Origin of the sequence: Micromonospora sp. MW-13, assembly GCF_003434305.1 — a bacterium.
Classification (GTDB): Bacteria; Actinomycetota; Actinomycetes; order Mycobacteriales; family Micromonosporaceae; genus Micromonospora.
In genome coordinates this window covers 83,204-102,722 of sequence record NZ_QKKX01000016.1, presented here as the reverse complement: position 1 = coordinate 102,722, position 19,519 = coordinate 83,204, and the positions used below count along the sequence as shown (strand labels likewise).

18 protein-coding genes are annotated in these 19,519 nt (G+C 75.2%); 11 read left to right on the top strand and 7 right to left on the bottom strand.

The annotated features are described in order from the left end of the window. The first annotated feature begins 389 nt into the window (after nucleotides 1–389). The 4 genes from C5N14_RS11635 to C5N14_RS11620 all read left to right on the top strand — a co-directional run bounded on the left by C5N14_RS11635 (nucleotide 390) and on the right by C5N14_RS11620 (nucleotide 3,641). On the top strand, nucleotides 390–1,814 hold the full coding sequence (locus C5N14_RS11635; RefSeq protein ID WP_117668101.1) for an MFS transporter: 1,425 nt from the start codon (nucleotides 390–392) through the stop codon (nucleotides 1,812–1,814). Nucleotides 1,815–1,951: 137 nt separating this feature from the next. Then, nucleotides 1,952–2,737, top strand: coding sequence for an SDR family oxidoreductase (locus tag C5N14_RS11630; protein WP_117668100.1), 786 nt, complete (start codon nucleotides 1,952–1,954; stop codon nucleotides 2,735–2,737). Nucleotides 2,738–2,774: 37 nt separating this feature from the next. Further along, nucleotides 2,775–2,969, top strand: coding sequence for a hypothetical protein (locus C5N14_RS11625; RefSeq protein ID WP_117668099.1), 195 nt, complete (start codon nucleotides 2,775–2,777; stop codon nucleotides 2,967–2,969). 123 nt (nucleotides 2,970–3,092) lie between these two features. Continuing rightward, nucleotides 3,093–3,641: a YbaK/EbsC family protein gene (locus tag C5N14_RS11620; RefSeq protein ID WP_117668098.1), complete on the top strand. Its 549-nt coding sequence runs from the start codon at nucleotides 3,093–3,095 to the stop codon at nucleotides 3,639–3,641. 51 nt (nucleotides 3,642–3,692) lie between these two features. On the opposite strand, the gene C5N14_RS11615 is transcribed toward C5N14_RS11620, so the two are convergent. From C5N14_RS11615 to C5N14_RS11600, 4 genes are all read right to left on the bottom strand, one after another. Continuing rightward, the gene (locus C5N14_RS11615) at nucleotides 3,693–4,328 is read right to left on the bottom strand and encodes a DsbA family protein (RefSeq protein ID WP_117668097.1); all 636 of its coding nucleotides are present in this window, start codon (nucleotides 4,326–4,328) and stop codon (nucleotides 3,693–3,695) included. Between the two features lie 164 nt (nucleotides 4,329–4,492). Then, entirely contained in the window at nucleotides 4,493–4,924 is a 432-nt protein-coding gene (locus C5N14_RS11610) for a SufE family protein (RefSeq protein ID WP_117668096.1), read from the bottom strand. A 67-nt stretch (nucleotides 4,925–4,991) separates the two neighbouring features. After that, on the bottom strand, nucleotides 4,992–5,417 hold the full coding sequence (locus tag C5N14_RS11605) for a CBS domain-containing protein (RefSeq protein WP_117668095.1): 426 nt from the start codon (nucleotides 5,415–5,417) through the stop codon (nucleotides 4,992–4,994). A 59-nt stretch (nucleotides 5,418–5,476) separates the two neighbouring features. Continuing rightward, nucleotides 5,477–7,246, bottom strand: coding sequence for a proline--tRNA ligase (locus C5N14_RS11600; protein ID WP_117668094.1), 1,770 nt, complete (start codon nucleotides 7,244–7,246; stop codon nucleotides 5,477–5,479). Nucleotides 7,247–7,591: 345 nt separating this feature from the next. Between C5N14_RS11600 and C5N14_RS11595 the strand changes: the two genes are divergently transcribed. From C5N14_RS11595 to C5N14_RS11585, 3 genes are read left to right on the top strand one after another with little or no spacing between them, the layout of a single operon-like run. Continuing rightward, the gene (locus tag C5N14_RS11595; RefSeq protein WP_117668093.1) at nucleotides 7,592–8,359 is read left to right on the top strand and encodes an SGNH/GDSL hydrolase family protein; all 768 of its coding nucleotides are present in this window, start codon (nucleotides 7,592–7,594) and stop codon (nucleotides 8,357–8,359) included. A gap of 1 nt (nucleotide 8,360) precedes the next feature. Beyond that, entirely contained in the window at nucleotides 8,361–8,837 is a 477-nt protein-coding gene (locus C5N14_RS11590) for a hypothetical protein (protein ID WP_117668092.1), read from the top strand. Nucleotides 8,838–8,847: 10 nt separating this feature from the next. Beyond that, on the top strand, nucleotides 8,848–9,750 hold the full coding sequence (locus C5N14_RS11585; protein WP_117668120.1) for a sulfurtransferase: 903 nt from the start codon (nucleotides 8,848–8,850) through the stop codon (nucleotides 9,748–9,750). Between the two features lie 54 nt (nucleotides 9,751–9,804). Here the strand turns inward: C5N14_RS11585 and C5N14_RS11580 are convergent, their stop codons facing one another. After that, nucleotides 9,805–10,974: a hypothetical protein gene (locus C5N14_RS11580; RefSeq protein WP_117668091.1), complete on the bottom strand. Its 1,170-nt coding sequence runs from the start codon at nucleotides 10,972–10,974 to the stop codon at nucleotides 9,805–9,807. Beyond that, the gene (locus C5N14_RS11575) at nucleotides 10,971–11,501 is read right to left on the bottom strand and encodes a SigE family RNA polymerase sigma factor (protein WP_117668090.1); all 531 of its coding nucleotides are present in this window, start codon (nucleotides 11,499–11,501) and stop codon (nucleotides 10,971–10,973) included. Before C5N14_RS11575 ends, C5N14_RS11580 begins: the two co-directional genes overlap by 4 nt. A 267-nt stretch (nucleotides 11,502–11,768) precedes the next feature. Between C5N14_RS11575 and C5N14_RS11570 the strand changes: the two genes are divergently transcribed. Then, on the top strand, nucleotides 11,769–13,406 hold the full coding sequence (locus C5N14_RS11570) for a triacylglycerol lipase (RefSeq protein ID WP_243639457.1): 1,638 nt from the start codon (nucleotides 11,769–11,771) through the stop codon (nucleotides 13,404–13,406). A gap of 29 nt (nucleotides 13,407–13,435) precedes the next feature. Here the strand turns inward: C5N14_RS11570 and C5N14_RS11565 are convergent, their stop codons facing one another. Next, the gene (locus C5N14_RS11565; RefSeq protein WP_117668089.1) at nucleotides 13,436–13,822 is read right to left on the bottom strand and encodes a hypothetical protein; all 387 of its coding nucleotides are present in this window, start codon (nucleotides 13,820–13,822) and stop codon (nucleotides 13,436–13,438) included. A 255-nt stretch (nucleotides 13,823–14,077) separates the two neighbouring features. On the opposite strand from C5N14_RS11565, the gene C5N14_RS11560 reads away from it, so the two are divergent. The 3 genes from C5N14_RS11560 to C5N14_RS11550 all read left to right on the top strand — a co-directional run bounded on the left by C5N14_RS11560 (nucleotide 14,078) and on the right by C5N14_RS11550 (nucleotide 19,438). Continuing rightward, entirely contained in the window at nucleotides 14,078–15,865 is a 1,788-nt protein-coding gene (locus C5N14_RS11560) for an HSP90 family protein (protein ID WP_117668088.1), read from the top strand. Nucleotides 15,866–15,872: 7 nt separating this feature from the next. Further along, on the top strand, nucleotides 15,873–18,722 hold the full coding sequence (locus C5N14_RS33950) for a hypothetical protein (RefSeq protein WP_117668087.1): 2,850 nt from the start codon (nucleotides 15,873–15,875) through the stop codon (nucleotides 18,720–18,722). Between the two features lie 92 nt (nucleotides 18,723–18,814). Continuing rightward, nucleotides 18,815–19,438, top strand: a complete 624-nt coding sequence (locus C5N14_RS11550) for a TetR/AcrR family transcriptional regulator (RefSeq protein ID WP_117668086.1) — start codon at nucleotides 18,815–18,817, stop codon at nucleotides 19,436–19,438. Nucleotides 19,439–19,519 lie beyond the last annotated feature (81 nt).

The following is a 19,519-nucleotide window of genomic DNA, read 5'->3' as shown; positions in this document are numbered from 1 at the left end:
CGGTCTTCCGGTGCCGCCGTTGTCCCCGCCGTGCCCCATTTCGCCTCCCACGCTCGGTCCCGGCGCGCTGCCTTCCCGCCCGTACGCCGGTCATGCCCTGGCCGTCCGGGAAGTTTCCGCCGGCGCGGGGCATGGACCGGAGCGCGGATGAACCCGGTCGAGGTCGCCGCGTGGCGCGGCCGAGACAGCGCGGCCGAGAACCGGGTCGACCCGCCGGGGCCGGCACCTCCGCCTTGACCTCAATCCGGGTTCAAGTCGGAGGCTGGGCGCATGTCGTGGGAACTGTTCAGGTCGGCGGCGGGCCGGGACCGGCCAGCCGGTGGCCGTCGCCGCACTCGGGACGCCTCGGCGCGGGGCCCGGTCCGGGTGCCCGGATCGGCCGGTCGCCGATGACCGCCGCGGTCGCGGGCCCGGTCGCGCCGGACCGCCTGTTCGCCCCGCGCCTGCGGGCCATGACGGTGGGCGTGGTGGCCCTGGTCTCGCTGATCGCGTTCGAGGCGCTCGCCGTCGGCACCGCGATGCCCACAGTGGCCCGCAGCCTCGACGGGCTGTCCTGGTACGGGCTGGCGTTCGGCGGTCCCTTCGCCTCCGGCGTGGTGGCCATGGTGGTCTCCGGCATCTGGTGCGACGCGCGGGGTCCCCGGGCACCGGTGTGGCACGGGGTGGCGTGGTTCGTCGTCGGGCTCCTGCTCGCCGGCACCGCGTCGGCGATGGGCGTGCTGGTGGTGGGCCGGCTGGTGCAGGGTTTCGGCTCCGGCCTGCTCTCGGTGGCGCTGTACGTGGTGGTCGGGCGGGCGTACCCGGAGGTGCTGCACCGGCGGATCTTCGCCGCGTTCGCGGCGGCCTGGGTCGTACCGTCGTTGGTCGGGCCGGCGCTGGCCGGTCTGGTGGTCGAGCACCTCGGCTGGCGCTGGGTCTTCCTGGCGGTGCCGGCGGTGGCGGTGCCGGCGGTGCTGCTGGTCCAGCCGGGCCTGCGGACCGTCGTCTCGCCCGCCGTCCGGCTGGCCTCCGGCGCGGCGGCCCGGGTCGGCTGGGCCTGCGGGGCGGGGGTGAGCGCCGCGTTGCTGCACTACGGGGGGCAGCAGCGCGGCGCCGCGGCGGTCGGACTGGTGGCAGCGGCGCTCGCCGGACTGCTGTGTTGCGCCCCGCGTCTGCTGCCGGCCGGTTTCCTGCGCGCCGGCCGGGGCCTGCCGACGGTGATCGGGCTGCGCGGGCTGGCCTCCGCCGCGTTCGCCAGCGCGGAGGTGGTGATCCCGCTGATGCTCTCCCGGGAGCGCGGGCTGTCGCCGACCGAGGCGGGCCTGATGCTCACCGTCGGGGCGCTCTCCTGGTCGGCCGGGTCCTGGTTGCAGGGCCGGCTGCCCGCGCCGGGCAGCGCCCCGGTGAGCGGGGGCCGGGTGCGGCTGCCCGTGCCCCGTTCGCCGGCCACCCTCGTGCGGGCCGGACTGGTCTGCATCGCCGTCGGGACGGCCACGGTGGCGCTCGCGGTGTGGCCGGCGGTGCCGCTGCCGGTCGGCGTGCTCGGCTGGGCCGTCGCCGGGCTCGGGATGGGGCTGCTGTACCCGTCGCTGTCGGTGCTCACCCTGGAGCTGTCGGCCCCCGGCGAGCAGGGGCGCAACAGCTCCTCCCTGCAACTTGGCGACTCGCTGTTCGCGGCGGCGGTGCTGGCGCTGACCGGCGCGGTGCTCGCGGTCGGGGCGGTGCCGGGCCCGGGCAGCTACACCGCCGTCCTCGTGGTCGCCGCCGCCCTGGCCGCGGTGGGCGTCCTGCTCGCCGGCCGGGTGGTTCCGGCCCCGGCCCGGCCGGCCGGCTGACGGAACCGCTCCCGCCGCCGCTCCCCGACCACCCGCGCGGTCCTCGGGCCGCCGGCGCGGACCGACATCGTCACGATTCGGCCGGCCGGCTCGTCGGGAGGGTGGACGCCCCGCGAGGGCTCCGCGAGGGAGGTGCCATGAAGGTGCTGGTGACCGGGGCGTCGGGTGCGCTCGGGCGGGCGGTGCTACCGCGGCTGCGAGAAGACGGTTTCGTCGTGCGGGCGATGAGCCGCCGGCCGCACGGCGACCAGGCCGCGGAGTGGGTGACGGGGGACCTGGCCACCGGCGAGGGGCTGCCCGACGCGGTGGCCGGGGTGGCAGCCGTCCTGCACCTGGCCTCCACGCCGGGCGGCGGGCGACGCACCCACCAGGTCGACGTGCTCGGCACCCGTCGGCTGGCTGTCGCGGCCGGCCGGGCCGGGGTCGGCCACCTGCTCTACGTCTCGATCGTCGGGGTGGACCGGGTGCCGTTCCCGTACTACCGGCACAAGCTGGCCGCCGAGCGGGTGGTCGCCGCCGGGCCGGTGCCCTGGTCGGTGCTGCGGGCCACCCAGTTCCACCCCTTCCTCGACGACCTGCTGGCCCTGGCGGGCCGGCTCGGCCCGGTGATCGGCGACCGGGCGGTGCTCGCCCAGCCGGTCGACGCGGGCGAGGTGGCCGCCCGGCTCTCCGGGCGGCTCGCCGCCGGTCCGCTGGAGGGCATCGAGGAGTACGGCGGCCCGCAGGCGCTGCGCTTCGACGCGGCGGTGGAGGCGTGGCGTACCGCTCGGGGATCGCGCCGCCCGCTGTTGCCCGTGCGCGTTCCGGGGCGGCTCGGGCGGGCCCTGCGCTCCGGTGCGCTCACCACCCGGGCGGCCCCGACGGGCACCCGGAGCTGGGCCGACCACCTGGCCGACACGTACGGGGGAACCGGCCGGAGGTGAGCGGTCCACTCGTTCGCCGGCTGCCTACGGTGACCTCATGCTGGTTCTCGTCACCACCGTGATTCTCTACGTCTGCGGATTCGTGTTCCTCTACGGGGTGATCCGGATCGCCGTCCGGCACGCCTTCGAGGATCTGGAGGCCCGCCGGCCCGGCCTGCTCCGTGCCGAGGAGGTCGCCGCCGCCGGGGACCGGACGTTCGTCCGAGACAACCCGTTCGTCGCCAACGGCTGACGGGTCGCCCGTTCCGATCGGGGCGGAGCGGGTCCCGTGGGTCGGCCCGGGCACGGGGCCGGGCCGACCCACGACGGGCCGCCGCGAGCGCGTGGGATGGCGGGGTGCGAGGATCCACCCGTGATGGGGACGCTGAAGACCGAGCCCGCCCGTACCCGCCTGGACCTGCTGGCGCCTCCGGTGGCCGCCGCGATCGGGCGGTGGTCCGCTGACGCGCCGGTGGACGTCGACGACGTGCTGGTCGCGCCGATCGACGCCGACCTCGCCGACACCGCCGCGTTCTGCGCCGCGTACGAGGTGGGGCTGGACGTGTCGGCGAACTGCGTGGTGGTCGCGGGCCGGCGCGAGGGCGAGGTGCGGTACGCCGCCTGCGTCGTGCTCGCCACGACGCGTGTCGACGTGAACGGGGTGGCCCGCCGGACGCTCGACGTGCGTAAGGCGAGCTTCGCCCCGATGGCCGACGCGGTCGCGGCGACCGGGATGCAGTACGGCGGGATCACCCCGATCGGGCTGCCCGAGGACTGGCCGATCCTGGTGGACGCGCGGGTGATCGCCGCCCCGCACGTCATCATCGGCTCGGGCGTGCGGCACAGCAAGATCGCCCTGCCGGGGCCGGCCCTCGGCGCGCTGCCCGGCGCGCGGGTGGTGGAGGGCCTGGCCAGACCGGCGTGAGCTTCAACTATGTCGATGTTGTTGCACGTGAAACATCGTGATCTTCGATGGTCAGCGGGCGCTCGCCTCGCGCTGCTCCACCTCGGCCAGGGCGGCCAGCAGGGTCTGCGGCTCCTGCGCCCCGGTGACCGCGTACTTCCCGGCCAGCACGAACGTCGGGACACTGGTGACGCCCAACTCCCGGGCGGCGGCCAGCTCGGCGGCGACCTCCGCCGACCCCTCCCCGGAGTCGAGGTGGGCCCGCACCTCGGCCTCGTCGAGCCCGACTCCGGCGGCGAGCCGGGCCAGCTCCGCCCGCGACCCGACGTCCACGCCGTCGGTGAAGTGGGCCCGGTACAGGGCGTCCACGGTCTCGGCGGCGAGGCCCTGTCCGGTGGCGTACCGGACGAGCCGGTGGGCGTCGAACGTGTTGGCGGTGACCGCCCGGTCGAAGTCCAGCCGCAGCCCCGCGTCCGCCGCGACGCCGGTCACGTGGCTGAACATCTGCTCGACCCGTTCCCGGCTGCCGAACTTCGCGGCCAGCCCCGTCACGAGCGGCTGCGGGGCCGGCACCGGCGACGGGTCGAGCTGGAACGGCCGGTACCGGATCGTCACCGCACCGTCGTACGACTCCAGGGCCTGCTCCAGCCGGCGCTTGCCGATGTAGCACCAGGGGCAGGCCACGTCGGCGTAGATCTCGATCTCCATGACCGGGGACAACCCGCCGACCGGCGCGGCTGTTCCCGGATGTGACGGGAAACGGGCCGGCCGGGTCGCCCCGGCGCCACCACCGACTTGGCCGACCAGGCCCGTCGACGACCCGCGCCGGGTCGGTCGAGCCCGCGCCGGGCTCGGGGTCGGGTTTCGCGGCGTCAGGCGGCGACCTGCTCCCGGACCTGGCGCTTGAGTCGGGCCAGGATCGCCGTGCCGCCCCGGACCCGCAGTGGGCTGATCGCCTGGGCCAGCCCCATCCGCTGGTAGAGGTCGTCCGGCACGGCGAGCACCTCCGCGGCGCTCGCCCCGGCCAACCCCTCGCCGAGGATGCCCGCGAAGGCGCGGGTGGTCGGCGCCTCCGGCGGGCAGTCGAACCAGGTGGTCACCGTGCCGTCCGGCGCGACCTCGGCGCGCAGGAAGAACGCCGTCTGGCACTCGGGGACCTGTTCCATGCCCTCCCGGCCGGCCAGCTCCTCGGGCAGCGGCGGGATGACGTCGGCGTACTCCAGCAGCATCTCCAGCACCACGTCGCGGGGCGCGGCGGCGAACTCGTCGACGATCTCGGCCAGCTTGGTCGGCATCTCGGGCATCCCGTCAGGTTACCGGCGTGGTCAGGTGGCCCCTCCGCTCGCGGAGGCGTCGGGAGGGGCGCGCCCGTCAACTGGCCGGGGCCTGCTCGCTGATGTCGCTGAGGGCGGAGCTGGGGTCGAGCTGCATGGCGAGGTCGCCGAGGGAGACGATGCCGACGAGCTTGCGCTCGTTGTCGCAGACGAGGATGCGGCGGACGCCGCGCTCGCGCATCAGCGAGGCCGCCTCCCCGGCGGTCGAGTGCTGCTCGATCATCACCACCTCCCGGGTGATGATCGAGCCGATGGTGGTGCTGGCCGGGTCGCTGCGCTCGGCCACCGCCCGGACCACGATGTCGCGGTCGGTCAGCATGCCGGCGAGGCTGGCGCCGTCGGTGACCACCACGTCGCCGATGTCCGACTCCTTCATCACCCTGGCCGCCTCGTCCAGGGTGGTCTCCGCGGACAGGTAGACCACCTGCTTGGTCATCACGTCGCTGACCCGGTAACCGGTCATGAAAGCCTCCGAATGCGCACCTGTGCCGATTCGGAAACCGGTACCCAGTTCGGCCGTCGTCACACCTTGTCGCCCCGAATGCGTGGCACCTCGTCCCGCAGCCGGTCGACGAGTCCGTCCACCGGCAGCTCGGTCCGCGCGCCGGTGGCCCGGTCGCGCAGCTCGACGTACCCGTCGGCGAGGCGGCGGCCGACCACGACGGCGCGCGGGATGCCGATCAGCTCGGCGTCGGTGAACTTCACCCCGGCCGAGACGTGGGTGCGGTCGTCGACCAGCACCCGCAGGCCCGCGGCGGCCAGCCGCTCGCCGAGGTCGAGCGCCGCGTCGAGCTGCGGCCCCTTCCCCGCCGCCACCAGGTGTACGTCGCACGGTGCGACCGCCGCCGGCCAGACCAGCCCCCGCTCGTCGTGGTGCTGTTCGGCGATCGCGGCGACCGCCCGGGACACCCCGATCCCGTAGCAGCCCATGGTGGGGCGGACCGGCTTGCCGGCCGGGCCGAGCACGTCGACGGCGAACGCGTCGGTGTACCGCCGGCCGAGCTGGAAGATGTGCCCGACCTCGATCCCGCGCCGCATCGTCAGGGTGCCGGCGTCGCAGGCCGGGCACGGGTCGCCCGGGAGCACCTCGGCCGCCTCGATCGTGCCGTCCGGGATGAAGTCCCGCCCGCACACCACGTCGGTGGCGTGCCGGTTCGGCTCGTTCGCGCCGGTCAGCCAGGCGGTGCCGGCGACCACCCGGGGGTCGACCAGGTACCGGATCCCCAGCTTGCCGAGCAGTTGCGGGCCGATGTACCCGCGCACCAGCTCCGGGTGGTCGGCCCAGCCGTCGAAGACCGCCACGGTGGCCGGGGCGAGCGCCGCCCCGACCCGCCTCAGGTCCACCTCGCGGTCGCCGGGCAGCCCGACCACCAGCAGCTCGGCCTCGTCCGCGCCCGGCCGGTGGACGGTCAGCACGACGTTCTTCAGGGTGTCTGCGGCCGTCCAGTCGGTGCGACCGGCGAGGCGGCGGGCGTTGGCCAGCTCGACCAGCGCGGCGATCGTCGGGGTCTCCGGGGTGTCGTGCACGGCCGCCGCCGGCTGCGCGTCGGGGTCGCCGCCGGCCGGGGCCCGGGTGACGACCGCCTCGGTGTTGGCGGCGTGGTCGCAGGCGGTGCAGCCGACGAAGGTGTCCTCGCCCACCGGCGTGGCGGCCAGGAACTCCTCCGACGCCGACCCGCCCATCGCCCCCGACGTCGCGTGCACCACCGTGTGGTCGAGCCCCAGCCGGTCGAAGATCCGCCGGTACGCCGCGCGGTGCCGCTCGTACGCCGCCCGGAGACCCACGTCGTCCAGGTCGAACGAGTACGCGTCCTTCATCAGGAACTCGCGCCCGCGCAACAGCCCGGCCCGGGGGCGCGCCTCGTCGCGGAACTTCGTCTGAATCTGGAACAGCGTCACCGGGAAGTCCCGGTACGAGGTGAACAGGTCCTTCACCAGCAGCGCGGCCAGTTCCTCGTGGGTCGGGGCGAGCAGGTGCTCGGCGCCTCTCCGGTCGGCCAGGGTGAAGATGTCGTCGCCGTACTCCGTCCACCGTCCGCTGGTGCGGTAGGGCTCGGCCGGCAGCAGCGCCGGGAAGTGCACCTCCTGGTCGCCGATCGCGGTCATCTCCCGCCGGACCACCTCGGTCACCCGGTCGAGCACCAGCTTGCCCAGCGGCAGCCAGGTGTAGCCGCCCGGGGCGGCGCGGCGGACGTAGCCGGCGCGCAGCAGGAGCCGGTGGCTCGGCACCTCCGCGTCCGCCGGATCCTCGCGCAGGGTCCGGAGCAGCAGGGTCGACGTGCGCAGCAGCATCAGCGCAGCGTACGACCGGCGCGGGAGAGAAGGCGATCCAATTCAGGCGGTGGGCGATTCATCGGTCACGCCGGCCACGCTCGCTCGGAAGAGACACGCGACCGTCAACCTGGTGGTGCCTGTTCCGGTTGAACCCGCACGACGGCCCGACGCCACGGGAGCTGTTCGAGCGCTTCGTCGCTTGGGGGCCGTACCGGAGAGGGGCGGTCGACCCTCCGACGAGCCATCGGTGATCCAGCCCTGGGAGATGGGACACGTCGGCCCCGGGTCCGGTGTGTCGGGCCCCGCCGGCGGTGCCAGACTGATCGGCGCAGGGCGATCCGAGGACACACGTGGGAGGGTGCGGTGCGCTGGCGCAGCTTCGTGGCGGTGGGGGACAGCTTCACCGAGGGCATGGACGACGCGTACCCGGACGGCACCTACCGCGGCTGGGCGGACCTGGTGGCCACCCGGCTCGCCGCCGGGGCCGGCCCCGACTTCCGGTACGCGAACCTGGCGATCCGGGGTCGGCTCTTCCCCAACGTCGTGGCCGAGCAGGTGCCCGCCGCGCTGGCGATGAAGCCCGACCTGATCAGCTTCGCCGCTGGCGGCAACGACGTGTTGCGCCGTACCTTCGACCCGAACGCCCTGGTGGAGCGCTTCGACGACGTGGTGGGGCGGCTGCGCTCCGGCGGCGCGGACGTGGTGCTGTTCCGGTTCGCCGACGTGATGGCCCGGCTGCCCGGGCAGCGGCTGGTCGCCCCCCGGGTCGATCTGCTCAACCGTGCCGTCGGCGAGACCGCGCAGCGGCACGGCGCGATCCTGGTCGACCTGTACGCCGACGACACCTTCCTCAATCCGATGCTGTGGAGCACCGACCGGCTGCACCTGTCCCCGGCCGGGCACCGGCGGGTCGCCGGGCAGGTGCTCACCGCGCTCGGTGTCGGCTGCGACGAGGACTGGCTGCTGGTCCCGCCGCACCCGGCGCCGACGCCCTGGCTGGCCGCCCGCGCCGCCGACCTGCGCTGGGCCGGGCAGCACCTGGCCCCGTGGATCAAGCGTCGGCTGACCGGCCGGTCGTCCGGCGACACGGTCACCGCGAAGCGCCCCCAACTCGGGCCCGTCACCGACTGACATGTCCACCCTGCACGCCGCGCCGCTGCTGCGCCGTACCCTCGACGACCGACCGCTGCCCGGCCACGCCGTGCTGGTGACCGGGCACCGGATCGGGGCGGTCGCACCGCTGGCCGAGCTGCTGGCGGCGTACCCGGGGGTGCGGGTGCGGCGGTGGGCCGGGACCCTCGGGCCGGCGCTGGTGCACGACGCGCCGCTGCCGGCCGCCCCCACCCCGCGCGAGCGGGTGCACGCCCTGTTCCGGGCCGGGGCGGCGGCGGTGCCGGCCGCACACCTCACGGACCCGGAGCTGCGGACGGCGGCGATCCGTGGCGACGTCGCGGTCCTCGACCGGGTACGGACGCCGGCGCTGGACGTCGGCGAACGCGCCGACCTGGCCGTCTTCGCCGACGACGGGAGCTGCCTCGCCACGGTGGTGGCCGGCCGGCTGGTGTACCGCCGCGCCGATGCCGGGCGGACGGACGGGAACCCGGCGTAACTTGGGGCTCATGCCTGTGTCGAGTGATCCGAACCCCCGCCTCCAGTCGTACGCCGACCCGCAGCGGCTGGTCACCACCGAGTGGTTGGCCGAGCACCTGGGCGACGAGGGGCTGGTGGTGGTCGAGTCCGACGAGGACGTGCTGCTCTACGACACCGGGCACATCCCGGGTGCCGTGAAGGTCGACTGGCACACCGAGCTGAACGACCAGGTGACCCGGGACTACCTGGACGCCAGGAGCTTCGCCGAGCTGTGTGCCGCCAAGGGCATCGGCCGCGACGACACCGTCGTCTTCTACGGCGACAACTTCAACTGGTGGGCCGCGTACGCGCTCTGGGTCTTCTCCCTCTTCGGGCACGCCGACGTGCGGCTGCTCGACGGCGGCCGGCAGAAGTGGGCCGCCGAGGGGCGCGAGCTGACCCGGGACAGGGTGACCCGGCCCCGCGCCGAGTATCCGGTGCCGCTGCGCGACGACGCGCCGATCCGGGCGTACCGGGAGCAGGTGATGGCGCACGTGGCCGCCGGCCGGCCGCTGGTCGACGTCCGCTCGCCGGGCGAGTACACCGGCGAGATGCTGCACATGCCGGACTACCCGCAGGAGGGCGCGCTGCGCGGCGGGCACATCCCGGGCGCGGTGAACAAGCCCTGGAAGTCCGCCGCGAACGACGACGGGACCTTCCGGTCCGCCGACGAACTGCGCGCCATCTATCGCGACCAGCTCGGGTTGAGCCCGGCCGACGACGTGGTGGCGTACTGCCGGATCGGGGAACGGTCCAGCCACACCTGGTTCGTGCTGCGCCACCTGCTCGGGTACCCGCAGGTGCGCAACTACGACGGCTCGTGGACCGAGTGGGGCAACCTGGTCCGGGCCCCCGTCGTGAGGGGCGACCAGCCGGGCGGCCTCGCCGGCTGACCTCCCGTCGCCGCCCCGCGCGCCCGCTGCCGTGGCGCGCGGGACGGGCGGTTCTCAGCCGGCCAGCGAGACGACCCCGGCCAACTCCCGGACCACCCCGGTCACCTCGCCGGTGCGGGGCCGCCAGCGGACCAGCCCGCCGGGCTGCATCCGGAGCACCACGTCCCCGTCAGGTTCCCAGCCCTGCACCTCACAGCAGCCCTTCCACCGGTCCCGGCCCAGGCTGAGCAGGTGGGTCACCATGCCCGTCCGGCTGTCCAGCACGGCCACCCCCTCGGCTCCCTCCTCGCGACCGTCGGTGATCCATCCGGACCGGGCCACCAGTTCGCCCTGCTGCCAGCCACGGCCGTAGAACTCGATGACCTGGTACGGGCGCACGGCCTCCGCGCTGCGGACCGGGTGCCGCGTTCGTACCGTGCCGTCCGGCATCGACCTGCTGCGCAGGGAGAGCTGGTCCCGGACGCCGCCGACCTCGATGAGCGTCCCCGTCGCGACGGCGGGATCCGGGGTCACCAGGTCCCAGGGCGAGACGGCGATCCTGTCGGCCTTGCCGGAACCGGGATCGACCAGGTAGGTGTTCCTCTCGTCGCCGACCAGCAGCCGGCCGTCCGACCAGGCCACGTGCTCCAGGTAGCCGGCGAGCGGCAGTTGCCGGACGGCGGCGGTGGTCAGGTCGACCACCAGCACCGCGCCGGTCTGCGCGAACGCCGCGAACCGGCCGTCCGGGGAGAGGCTCCCGGTCTTGAGCGGCACCGCCTCGTTGCCAGCGGCGTCCCGGGTCCGGGCCGGGGTGACCACGTCGAGGGTGCGTACCAGGCCGTCGTCGCCGAGCACCCGGATCCGCCCCTCGGCGCCGGTGTCCGCGTTGACCGGCTGGTAGAGCGCCAGCGCCCGGCGTACCGGGCTGCTGGAGAGCAACAGGGTGGCAGGGTCACCGATCCGGCCGAGCGGGTCGCCCGGGTAGGTCAGGTCGGCCGGCATCCGTCGGACCGGTGCGGTGTCCGGACCCGGAGACACGGAAGCCGCCGGTGCCGGCTGGACGGAGGGCCGCAGGGCCAGCAGCGTCCCGCTGGTGACCAGGACGACGGCCAGGGCGACGGCGCCGACGGCGCGCCGGGTGCGCCGGGTCCGGCCGGCCCGTTGCCATGCGTGCACCGCCGGGCGGGTCGGCCGCACGTCCTCGGCGGCGACGGTCAACAGGCGGCGCAACTCCTGTTCGTTCACGGGTTCACCGCCAATCCGTTGTCCAGGTCGTCGTCCCGGCCGAGTTCCGGAGCCACCTCGCGCAACCGGCGCAGGCCCGCATGGCACTGGCTCTTGACGGTGCCGACGGTGACGCCGAGCACCTCGGCGGTGCTCGTCTCGGTCAGGTCCTCGAAGTAGCGCAGCACGAGGACGGCCCGCTGGCGTGGCGGCAATCGTCCCAGCGCGTCGTGCAGCGCGAGCCGCAGCGCCCCGTCGCGGTCGCGGGTCAGCTGCTCGGGCGGGTACTCGCTGAGCCGTTCCCGGCGGCGGCGCCGCCACCACGACACGGCGTCGCGGTAGAGGATGGCCCGGACGTACGCGGCCGGATCGCCCTCCCGCACCGATGGCCAGCGCAGGGCGAGCTTGAGCAGCGCATCCTGGAGGAGGTCCTCGGCCTGGTGCTGATTCCCGCAGATCAGGTACGCCGAGCGGAGCAGCCGGAGCTGGTGGGACTCGACGAAGGCCACGTAGCTGGCCCGGTTGTCATCAGCCGTCGTCGGTCCCATGCGTCCCTCCTCCCCGGCCGGGGCGCCCGCGCCCGTCACCAGGCAGACGCTCGGCGACCCGGAAATGGTTGGGCAGTCCGGTGCCGGATCCGGCCGGCACGGGTGTCGTGCCGACATCCGGTGTCGTGCTGACGCCTCGTCTGCGACGGCCGGGTCGTGGCCGCGTCCGGCCCTGTGGGCGGCCAATGTGCCGGATGCCCCGACATCGGGCCCGCATCCGGTGGAGTCTGCGAGGGGAGAGCAGACGGGCGGCGGCGAGGAGGCGGAGTGCTGACCCTGGACCGGAGGTCCGTCGGGCTGCTGGTGATGGCCGCCCTGCCCCCGACGATCGAGGCCATCGTCCTCGTCTCGATGAACTTCGTGGCCGCCGAAGGGCTCGCGCCCCAGAACACCTCCGTCTGGCCGTACGACACGTACCACGACCTGAGGTGGCTGTTCGTCTACCACGACTCCTGGCCCGAGTTCCTGTTCTGGCTGTGCCTCGTGGTGCTGAGCCGGGGGGTGTACACCACCGGGCTGGTGGTGCTGGCCTGGCCGGTTGGGGTGCGGCGCCCGCCGGTGCGCTGGTTGCTGCGGCGCAACGTCGGTCTCGCCATGGTGATCACGGTCCTCGTCGCGCCGTGGGCGGTGGTCTCGGTGGCCGCGTCCGTGGTGGCGCTGTCCTGGGTGCTGCTCGCGTCCCTGCTGCCGATGTTCCTGCTCGCGCCGTTCCTGCAACGGACCGCCGTGGTCGGTCCGTGGTGGCGAGGGCTGCCCTCGACCGCCCTGGTGGGCTGGTCGCTGCTGAACTTCGTGGTGCTCACGGTGGCCGGCGCGCTGGCGTGGAGCGTGCCGCGTTGGTGGACGGTGCCGGTGGCGACCGCGGCGGGCGTGGCGAACGGGCTGCTGTGGAACCGGACGGTGCGGGCGGCTCTCCTCGCGCCCCGGGTGCGGTGGGCCCGGGTGCCGGTGACGCCGCTCGTGGCCCTGCTGGCGCTCGCCGTGCCGCTGCTGATCCCGTGGTTGGTGGAGGTGGTGCCCGGCGGCCAGCAGCGGATCGAGAGCGTGGTGCTCGGCCGGCCCCTGCCGCCCGAGGTGCCCCAGGCAGTGATCATCCTTGCCGGCTACGCCTCCGACTACGGGGGCGAGCAGCCGTCCGACCCGAGGGTGGAGATGTTCTCCTACCGGGGGCTGGGCCCCGACGGGAAGCCCCTGCCGTACGGCGCACAGGACACGACCATCTCGGTGACGGAGAGCGTCGGGCTGCTCGAGGAGCAGGTGGACCGCCTGCACCGCCGTACCGGCCGGCGGATCGCGCTGATCGGCGAGAGCGAGGGCGCGCTCGTGGCCCGCACCTACCTCGCCCGGCGGCCCCATCCGGTGGTCGACACGCTGGTGATGTTCAGCCCGCTGATCAACGCCGGCCGGGCGTACTACCCGCCTGCCGGCGAGCGCCACGGGTACGGCGTTGTCACCGGATTCCAGCTTCGAGCCATCTTCGGGCTGGTCAGCCTCGCCACCGGGCCGGGCGACGGCCCAGATCAGCCCTTCATCCGGTCGCTGCTCGACGACGCGCCGTTCTACCGCAACCACCTCATGTGCCCGGTGCCCGGCGTCCGGATCGTCGCGTTCCTGCCCACCACCACGGCCGCCGAGGCCCCGCCCGGGGAGTACACCCGGATTCCGGTGTTCCAGCTACCCGGCGTGCACGGGGGTCTGCTGAACCGGTCGCTGGTCCAGGACCGCCTGGTCAACTTCCTCGTCGGGGAGCCGATCCACCGAACCCGGCGCGAGTACCCGCTGGTCCAGCAGCTCGGTGCCGGCTGGCAGGCGCCGCCACTGGCGATCTCGGCCAACCCCGCCTGGTGGGGGAACCGGGAGCCGGACCCGGCCTTCACCGGCAAGGTCTGCCTGCCGGGCCGGTGATCCGCCGGTTGCGGCCGAGGGCCAAATGGTCAGCTTGCGGACCGGCGCGGGTGCCGCAGCACCAGCCGGGCCGCGGCCAGGGCCAGCCCGATCACGATCACCGTCTGGATCGGGTGGTATGTCAGGACCAGCAAATGCGATGCGACGAGGGCGGCGACGGCGACCAGGGCGAGGCGGGCGGACCAGCGCCGGTCCAGCGGGACGAGCACGCCGGCCCCCGCCGCCAGTGCCCCGGCCGCGAGGTGCAGCCACGCCCAGCCGGTGATGTCGTAGTGGTACATCCCGCCGCCCTCGATCGAGACGTACAGGTCGCCGGTCAGCTCGCCGACGCCGCCCAGCACGTCGAAGATGCCGGCCCCGCCGAGCAGGACCGCTGCCAGCAGCAGCGGACGCCCACCCGCTCCGTCGTCGACCACGTGGCCCTCCGTCCGCCAGCCTGCCGGCCCCGCTCCCCGGCCGCCTCCGGGCCTGCCTCTCGCCCCCGGCCTCCAGGCTAGGGGTCGTCCGGTCGGCTGTCCGGGGTTCGGCGCTGGGTGGGGTGGGTGGTAGGTCATCCGGCCGGCTCTGCGGGCTCCACCTGGTCGAGGGTCGAGCCACGGCGGACGGGGGCAGCCGGCCGTTGGTGGTCACCGGTACGGTGAGCGCCGGCACCGGACCGGGGAGCAGCAGGCGTGGACCGCACCTTCCAGGTCGACCTCCGAGGCGTGGTCGACCTGCTCAGTCATCATCTCTACGGCAGCCCACGGGTCTACGTCCGTGAGCTTCTGCAGAACGCGGTGGACGCGATCACCGCGCGCCGGGCCACGGAGCCCGACGCCCCGGCGCTGGTCCGGATCGAGCCGCCCGAGCTGACCGGCGACGGCACGCTGCGGGTGCACGACACCGGCATCGGGCTCACCGAGGCGCAGGTGCACGAGCTGCTGGCCACCATCGGCCGCAGCTCGAAGCGGGACGAGCTGGGCTTCTCCCGGCACGAGTTCCTCGGCCAGTTCGGCATCGGGCTGCTCTCCTGCTTCCTGGTCGCCGACGAGATCCGGGTGGTCACCCGGCACGCCGACCAGCCGACCGTGCTCTGGACCGGGTACGCCGACGGCCGGTACGCCGTGGCGACCGCCCCGGCCGGGCAGCGGCGGGCCGAGCCGGGGACGACCGTGACCCTGGTGCCGCGCCGCGACGCCGACCAGTGGTTCGGCACCGCGACGGTCACCGACCTGGCCCGGCTCTACGGGTCGCTGCTGCCGGTCACCGTCCGGGTCGGCAACGTGGTCACCACCGCCGGGGACCCGCCCTGGCCGACCGCACCCGGCGCGCCCGTCGACCGCCCGGCCCTGCTCCGGTACGCCCGGCAGCTCCTCGGCGTCGACCCGTTCGACGTGGTGCCGCTGTCGGTGCCGGAGGCCGGGCTGACCGGTGTCGCGTTCGTCCTGCCCACCCCGGTGAACCCGGCCGCCCGCGCCGGCCACCGGGTGTACCTGAAGCGGATGCTGCTCACCGAGCACGCCGACGGGCTGCTGCCCGACTGGGCGTTCTTCGCCCACTGCGTGGTGGACGCCAGCGAGCTGCGCCCCACCGCCAGCCGCGAGGCCCTCTACGAGGACACCCTGCTGACCGCGACCCGGGAGGCGCTCGGCGAGCAGGTGCGCGGCTGGCTGGTCCGGCTGGCCCGGCACGATCCGCGCCGGCTCGCCGAGTTCCTCCAGGTGCACCACCTCGGGGTCAAGGCGCTCGCCCTGCACGACGACGAGATGCTCCGCCTGGTCGACCAGTGGTGGCCGATGGACACCAACGTCGGCACGCTCACCCTGGCGGAGTTCCGCCAGCGGCACGGCCTGATCCGGTACGCCGCCAGCCTGGACGAGTTCCGCCAGCTCGCCGCGGTCGCCGCCGCGCAGGACCTGGCCGTGGTCAACGCCGGCTACACGTACGACACCGAGCTGATCGAGCGGCTGCCGGCGGTGGACCGGTCGGTGCTCATCGAGCGGCTGGAGCCCAGCGACCTGACCACCCGCTTCGACGCCCTCGACCCGCAGGTGGAGCTGGCCCTGCGGCCGTTCCTCGCCGGGGCGCAGCGGGCCCTGGAGCGGCTCGGCTGCGAGGTGGTGGTGCGGGCGTACGACCCGGTGTCGCTGCCGGCGCTCTACCTGGTCAGCCGGTCGGCGGCGTTCAACGACCAGCTCGCCGCGACCCGGGACCGGGCCGACGAGCTGTGGGGCGGGGTGCTCGACGCGCTCGCCGCGTCCGCCCCGCCGGACCGCCCGCAGCTCGTGCTCAACCACCGCAACCCGCTGGTCCGCCGGGTCACCACCCTCGACGACCCGGAGCTGGTCGGGCTCGCCGTCGAGGCGCTGTACGGACAGGCCCTGCTGCTCGGGCACCATCCCATCCGCGCGGCCGACGCCGCGTTGCTGAACAGTTCCTTCCTCGGCCTGCTCGGCCGGGCCGTACCGGGACGGGAGTGAGGCCGCGATGAGCGAGGACGACCTGTGGCGGATGCTGCACGAGACCACCGGTATGCCGTACGGGGCCGGGCGGACGGCCGCCCTGGAACAGTTGCTGCGCCGGGCCGACACCGGCGACGACCGGCACCTGGCGTTCGCCGCCCGGATGCAGGCCACCACCGGGTACGTCTACGGCGGTGAACCGGCCAAGTCCTTCGTCACCTTCTCCTGGTGCCTGGCCGAGTTCGACCGGGACCCGCAGCCGTACCACCAGGGCTACGCCCACCAGCTCCTCTGGCACTTCAAGTACATGGTCAACGCCATGCTGAAGTTCCCCGAGCTGCCGCTGGACCGCACGTACGCGGTGCTCGACGACATGGAGCGCCGGTACCGGGACGCCGGGCACAGCCTCCAGGCCGTGCACAAGCACCGCTACCTGGTCGCCGACCACGTGGGCGACGCCGGGGCCGCCGAGCGGTGGTACCGGGAGTGGCTGACCGCCCCGCGCGACGAGCTGTCCGACTGCGCCGGCTGCGACCCCACCACCCAGGTCGCCCACCTCGCCCACGTCGGCCGGCACGACGAGGCGGTGGCGCTGGCCGAGCCGGTCCTCGCCGGTCGGCTGACCTGTACGGAGCAGCCGCAGGCGATCCTCACCGCGCTGCTCGTGCCGTACCTGCGCACGGGGCGGGGCGACGCGGCCCGGAACGCGCACCGGGAGGCGTACCGGCGGCTGCGGGGCAACCTGTCGGACCTGTGGGACATCGGGGACCACGTCGAGTTCTGCACGCTGACCGGCAACGAGGCCCGGGCCGTCGAGATCGTCGAGCGGCACCTGGACTGGCTGGACCGGGCACCCACCCCGGCCGCCGCGATGCACTTCGCGGCCACCGCCGCCGCCGCGCTGCGTCGGGCCGCCGGGGCCGGGGACGTCACGCTGCACCGGCGGGCGGCCGGGGACCGGCCGGCGGGCGAGGTGTCGGCCGCCGCCCTGGCCGTCGAGCTGACCGACACGGCGACGGCGCTGGCCGCCCGGTTCGATGCCCGCAACGGCACCTCGTACCAGTCGGAGTGGATCGCCCGCCGGCTGGCCACCGGGCCCGCCGGGGAGCACCTGCCGCTCTCGGCCAGCCTGCGCCGCAGCCCGGCCGACCCGGCCCGCCCCCCGCAGCCGGCGGCACCCCCGGCCGAGGAGCCGACCGTCCCGGCCGACGCCACCGCCGACGAGCTGCTCGACCTTGCCGACGAGTGCCTGCGCACCCACCGTCGGTCGGGGCTCACCGCCGTCCTGGCGGCGTACGACGAGCGATGCGGCGCGGCCGAGGCGTCGCCCCGGAGATCGGCGCGCCGGCTGGAGCTGCGGGCGGGCGAGCTGACCCACACCGCCGGCCCGGAGGCGGCGCGGGACGCGAACCGGGCGGCGCTGGCCGCGTACCGGGAGCTGGGCGACCCGGTCCGGGCGCAGGTGGTGGCCGGCCGGCTCGGGGTGCTGCTCTGCATGACCGGGGAGGCCGAGGAGGGACTGGCGCTGGTCCGGGAGGCCGCCACCTTCCTCGCCGCGCACGGCGACGCCCGGGAGCGGGCCGCCGCGCACGACCGGCTCGCCCTGGCGCTGGCGCACCTCGGACGCTGGGCGGAGGCGCTGGCCGCCGCCGACCGGGCCGCCGCCGAGGAGTACGACGATCCGTGGCTGGCCGCCCGGGCTGCGCTGCACCGCGCGCACGTGCTGGAGGAGCTGGAGCGGCCGGAGGAGTTCCGGGCGGCGGCCGGGCAGGCCCGCCGGCTCGCCCGGGAGGTGGGCGTCGACGAGCTGGTCACGGCCGCCGCGCTCGCGTACGCCCGGGCGGCGGACGACCCCGCCGAGACGGTGGCGGCCTGCGACGAGGCGCTGCGTACCGCACCGCCCGGCGCCCGGCTCCCGGTCCGGGTGTTCCGGGCCCGGGCGCTGCTGGCGGCGGAGCGGGCGGCCGAGGCGGTGGAGGACTTCGCCGAGGCGGTCACCCTCTGCGTGGAGCAGGGCGCCGACGGGGACGCCTTCCTGCGCTGGGAGCTGGCGAACGCGTACCGGGTCGCCGGGCGGCCCGCGGAGGCGGCCGAGGTGGCCGAGGAGGCGGTGCTCGGGCTGGACCGGCTCGGGGCGCAGGCCGAGGCGGACCGCTGCCGACACCTGCTGGTCGGGATCTACGTCGACCTGGGCGAGCTGGAACCGGCGCTGGCCCTGCTGGACCTGCTGGCCCGCAACCTCGACGGGCCGGACAACCTGCCGCGCCGGGCGCAGGTGCTGGAGGAGGCCGGTGGCCTGCTCTACGACGCCGACCGGGACGCGCTGGCCGGGCAGCGGTTCGCCGAGGCGGCGACGGCGTACCGGCTGGCCGGCGCGCCGGTCGACGAGCTACGCGCCCGCCGTCGGGAGGCGGACGCGCTCTCCTGGGCGGGCGACGTGCCGGCGGCCGTCAGCGCGGTGGAGGTCTGCGACGGGCTCGCGAGCGCACTGTCCGGTCAGCCGGAGCCGCCGCCGGTGGTGACGTACGAGGTGGCGCTGGCCGCCGAGGTGGCGGCCCGGGTGCTGGCCGGCGCGGGCCGACCGGACGAGGCGCTGGACCGGCTGGCCGGGATCCCGGCCCGGTTGCGGTCGATCGAGGCATTCGGCGAGGCGGCCCGGGTGGAACTGCTCACCGGCGAGACGCTGATGCGCGCCGGCCGCCCCGGCGAGGCCGAGCCGCTGCTGCGCGAGGTGCTGGGTGGGCTGCCCCCGGGCTCCCGGCCGGCCATCCGGGCTGCCTGGTTGTTGGCCGGGTCGCTCGACGAGCTGGGCCGCCCGGACGACGCGGCGGCGGTCCGCGCGGAGCACGGGCTGACCGCCGACGAGGAGGACTGACCGGGCCGGGAGCCGCCCGGCCGGCTCCCGGCTGATGTGACCGACGGATAACCGAGACCCACTTCGTCCTGGGGCGGGTCTAGGCTTGCCCGGTGAGTGTGGAGCAGCGGGCACGGGGGGCGGCGGGCGGCGTGACGGGTACGGGTCGGCGGCGGTCCCGGCGGGACGAGATCCTGGAGATCGCGGTCGGGCTCTTCGCCTCGCGGGGTTACCACGGCGTGTCGATGGACGACATCGGCGCCGCCGCCGGCGTCACCGGCCCCGCCCTCTACCACCACTTCGCCGGCAAGGAGGCGATGCTGGTCGCCGCGCTGGTCCCGGTCAGCGAGGGGCTGCTCGACGGCGGGCGGGAGCGGGCCGCCGGCCACCCGGACGACCCGCGCGGAACGCTGGAGTCGCTGATCGACTTCCACGTCGAGTTCGCGCTGGCCAATCCGGCCGTGATCGCGCTGCACCTGCACGAGCTGGACCGGCTGCCGGACGAGCCGCGTCGCCGCATCCGCCGGCTCCAGCGGATGTACGTCGAGGAGTGGGTGACCGTGCTGACCGCGCTGCACCCGGGGTTGCCGGCCAGCGAGGCGCGGGTCCTGGCGCACGCCGCGTTCGGCCTGATGAACTCGACGCCGTTCCTCGGCGGTGAGGTGGACCGGCGGCGCCGGGCCGCCCTGCTGCGCGCCGCCACCCTGGCCGCCCTGCTGGCCGAGACGGCCGCCTGAGCCCGCCCGGGTCACGCCGGCCACCTGTCGTCGCCGGTCCGTCCTGGGCCGGCCTGCTCCGGACCCGGACCTGCGGCGCTT

What these genes read in the sequence shown, in the direction of transcription:
- C5N14_RS11575 (WP_117668090.1), bottom strand. Translation starts at nt 11,501, where the DNA reads ATGGGACCGACGACGGCTGATGACAACCGGGCCAGCTACGTGGCCTTC.
- C5N14_RS11590 (WP_117668092.1), top strand. Translation starts at nt 8,361, where the DNA reads ATGTCCACCCTGCACGCCGCGCCGCTGCTGCGCCGTACCCTCGACGAC.
- C5N14_RS11630 (WP_117668100.1), top strand. Translation starts at nt 1,952, where the DNA reads ATGAAGGTGCTGGTGACCGGGGCGTCGGGTGCGCTCGGGCGGGCGGTG.
- C5N14_RS11615 (WP_117668097.1), bottom strand. Translation starts at nt 4,328, where the DNA reads ATGGAGATCGAGATCTACGCCGACGTGGCCTGCCCCTGGTGCTACATC.
- C5N14_RS11605 (WP_117668095.1), bottom strand. Translation starts at nt 5,417, where the DNA reads ATGACCGGTTACCGGGTCAGCGACGTGATGACCAAGCAGGTGGTCTAC.
- C5N14_RS33950 (WP_117668087.1), top strand. Translation starts at nt 15,873, where the DNA reads ATGAGCGAGGACGACCTGTGGCGGATGCTGCACGAGACCACCGGTATG.
- C5N14_RS11620 (WP_117668098.1), top strand. Translation starts at nt 3,093, where the DNA reads ATGGGGACGCTGAAGACCGAGCCCGCCCGTACCCGCCTGGACCTGCTG.
- C5N14_RS11625 (WP_117668099.1), top strand. Translation starts at nt 2,775, where the DNA reads ATGCTGGTTCTCGTCACCACCGTGATTCTCTACGTCTGCGGATTCGTG.
- C5N14_RS11610 (WP_117668096.1), bottom strand. Translation starts at nt 4,924, where the DNA reads ATGCCCGAGATGCCGACCAAGCTGGCCGAGATCGTCGACGAGTTCGCC.
- C5N14_RS11600 (WP_117668094.1), bottom strand. Translation starts at nt 7,246, where the DNA reads ATGCTGCTGCGCACGTCGACCCTGCTGCTCCGGACCCTGCGCGAGGAT.
- C5N14_RS11585 (WP_117668120.1), top strand. Translation starts at nt 8,848, where the DNA reads ATGCCTGTGTCGAGTGATCCGAACCCCCGCCTCCAGTCGTACGCCGAC.
- C5N14_RS11635 (WP_117668101.1), top strand. Translation starts at nt 390, where the DNA reads ATGACCGCCGCGGTCGCGGGCCCGGTCGCGCCGGACCGCCTGTTCGCC.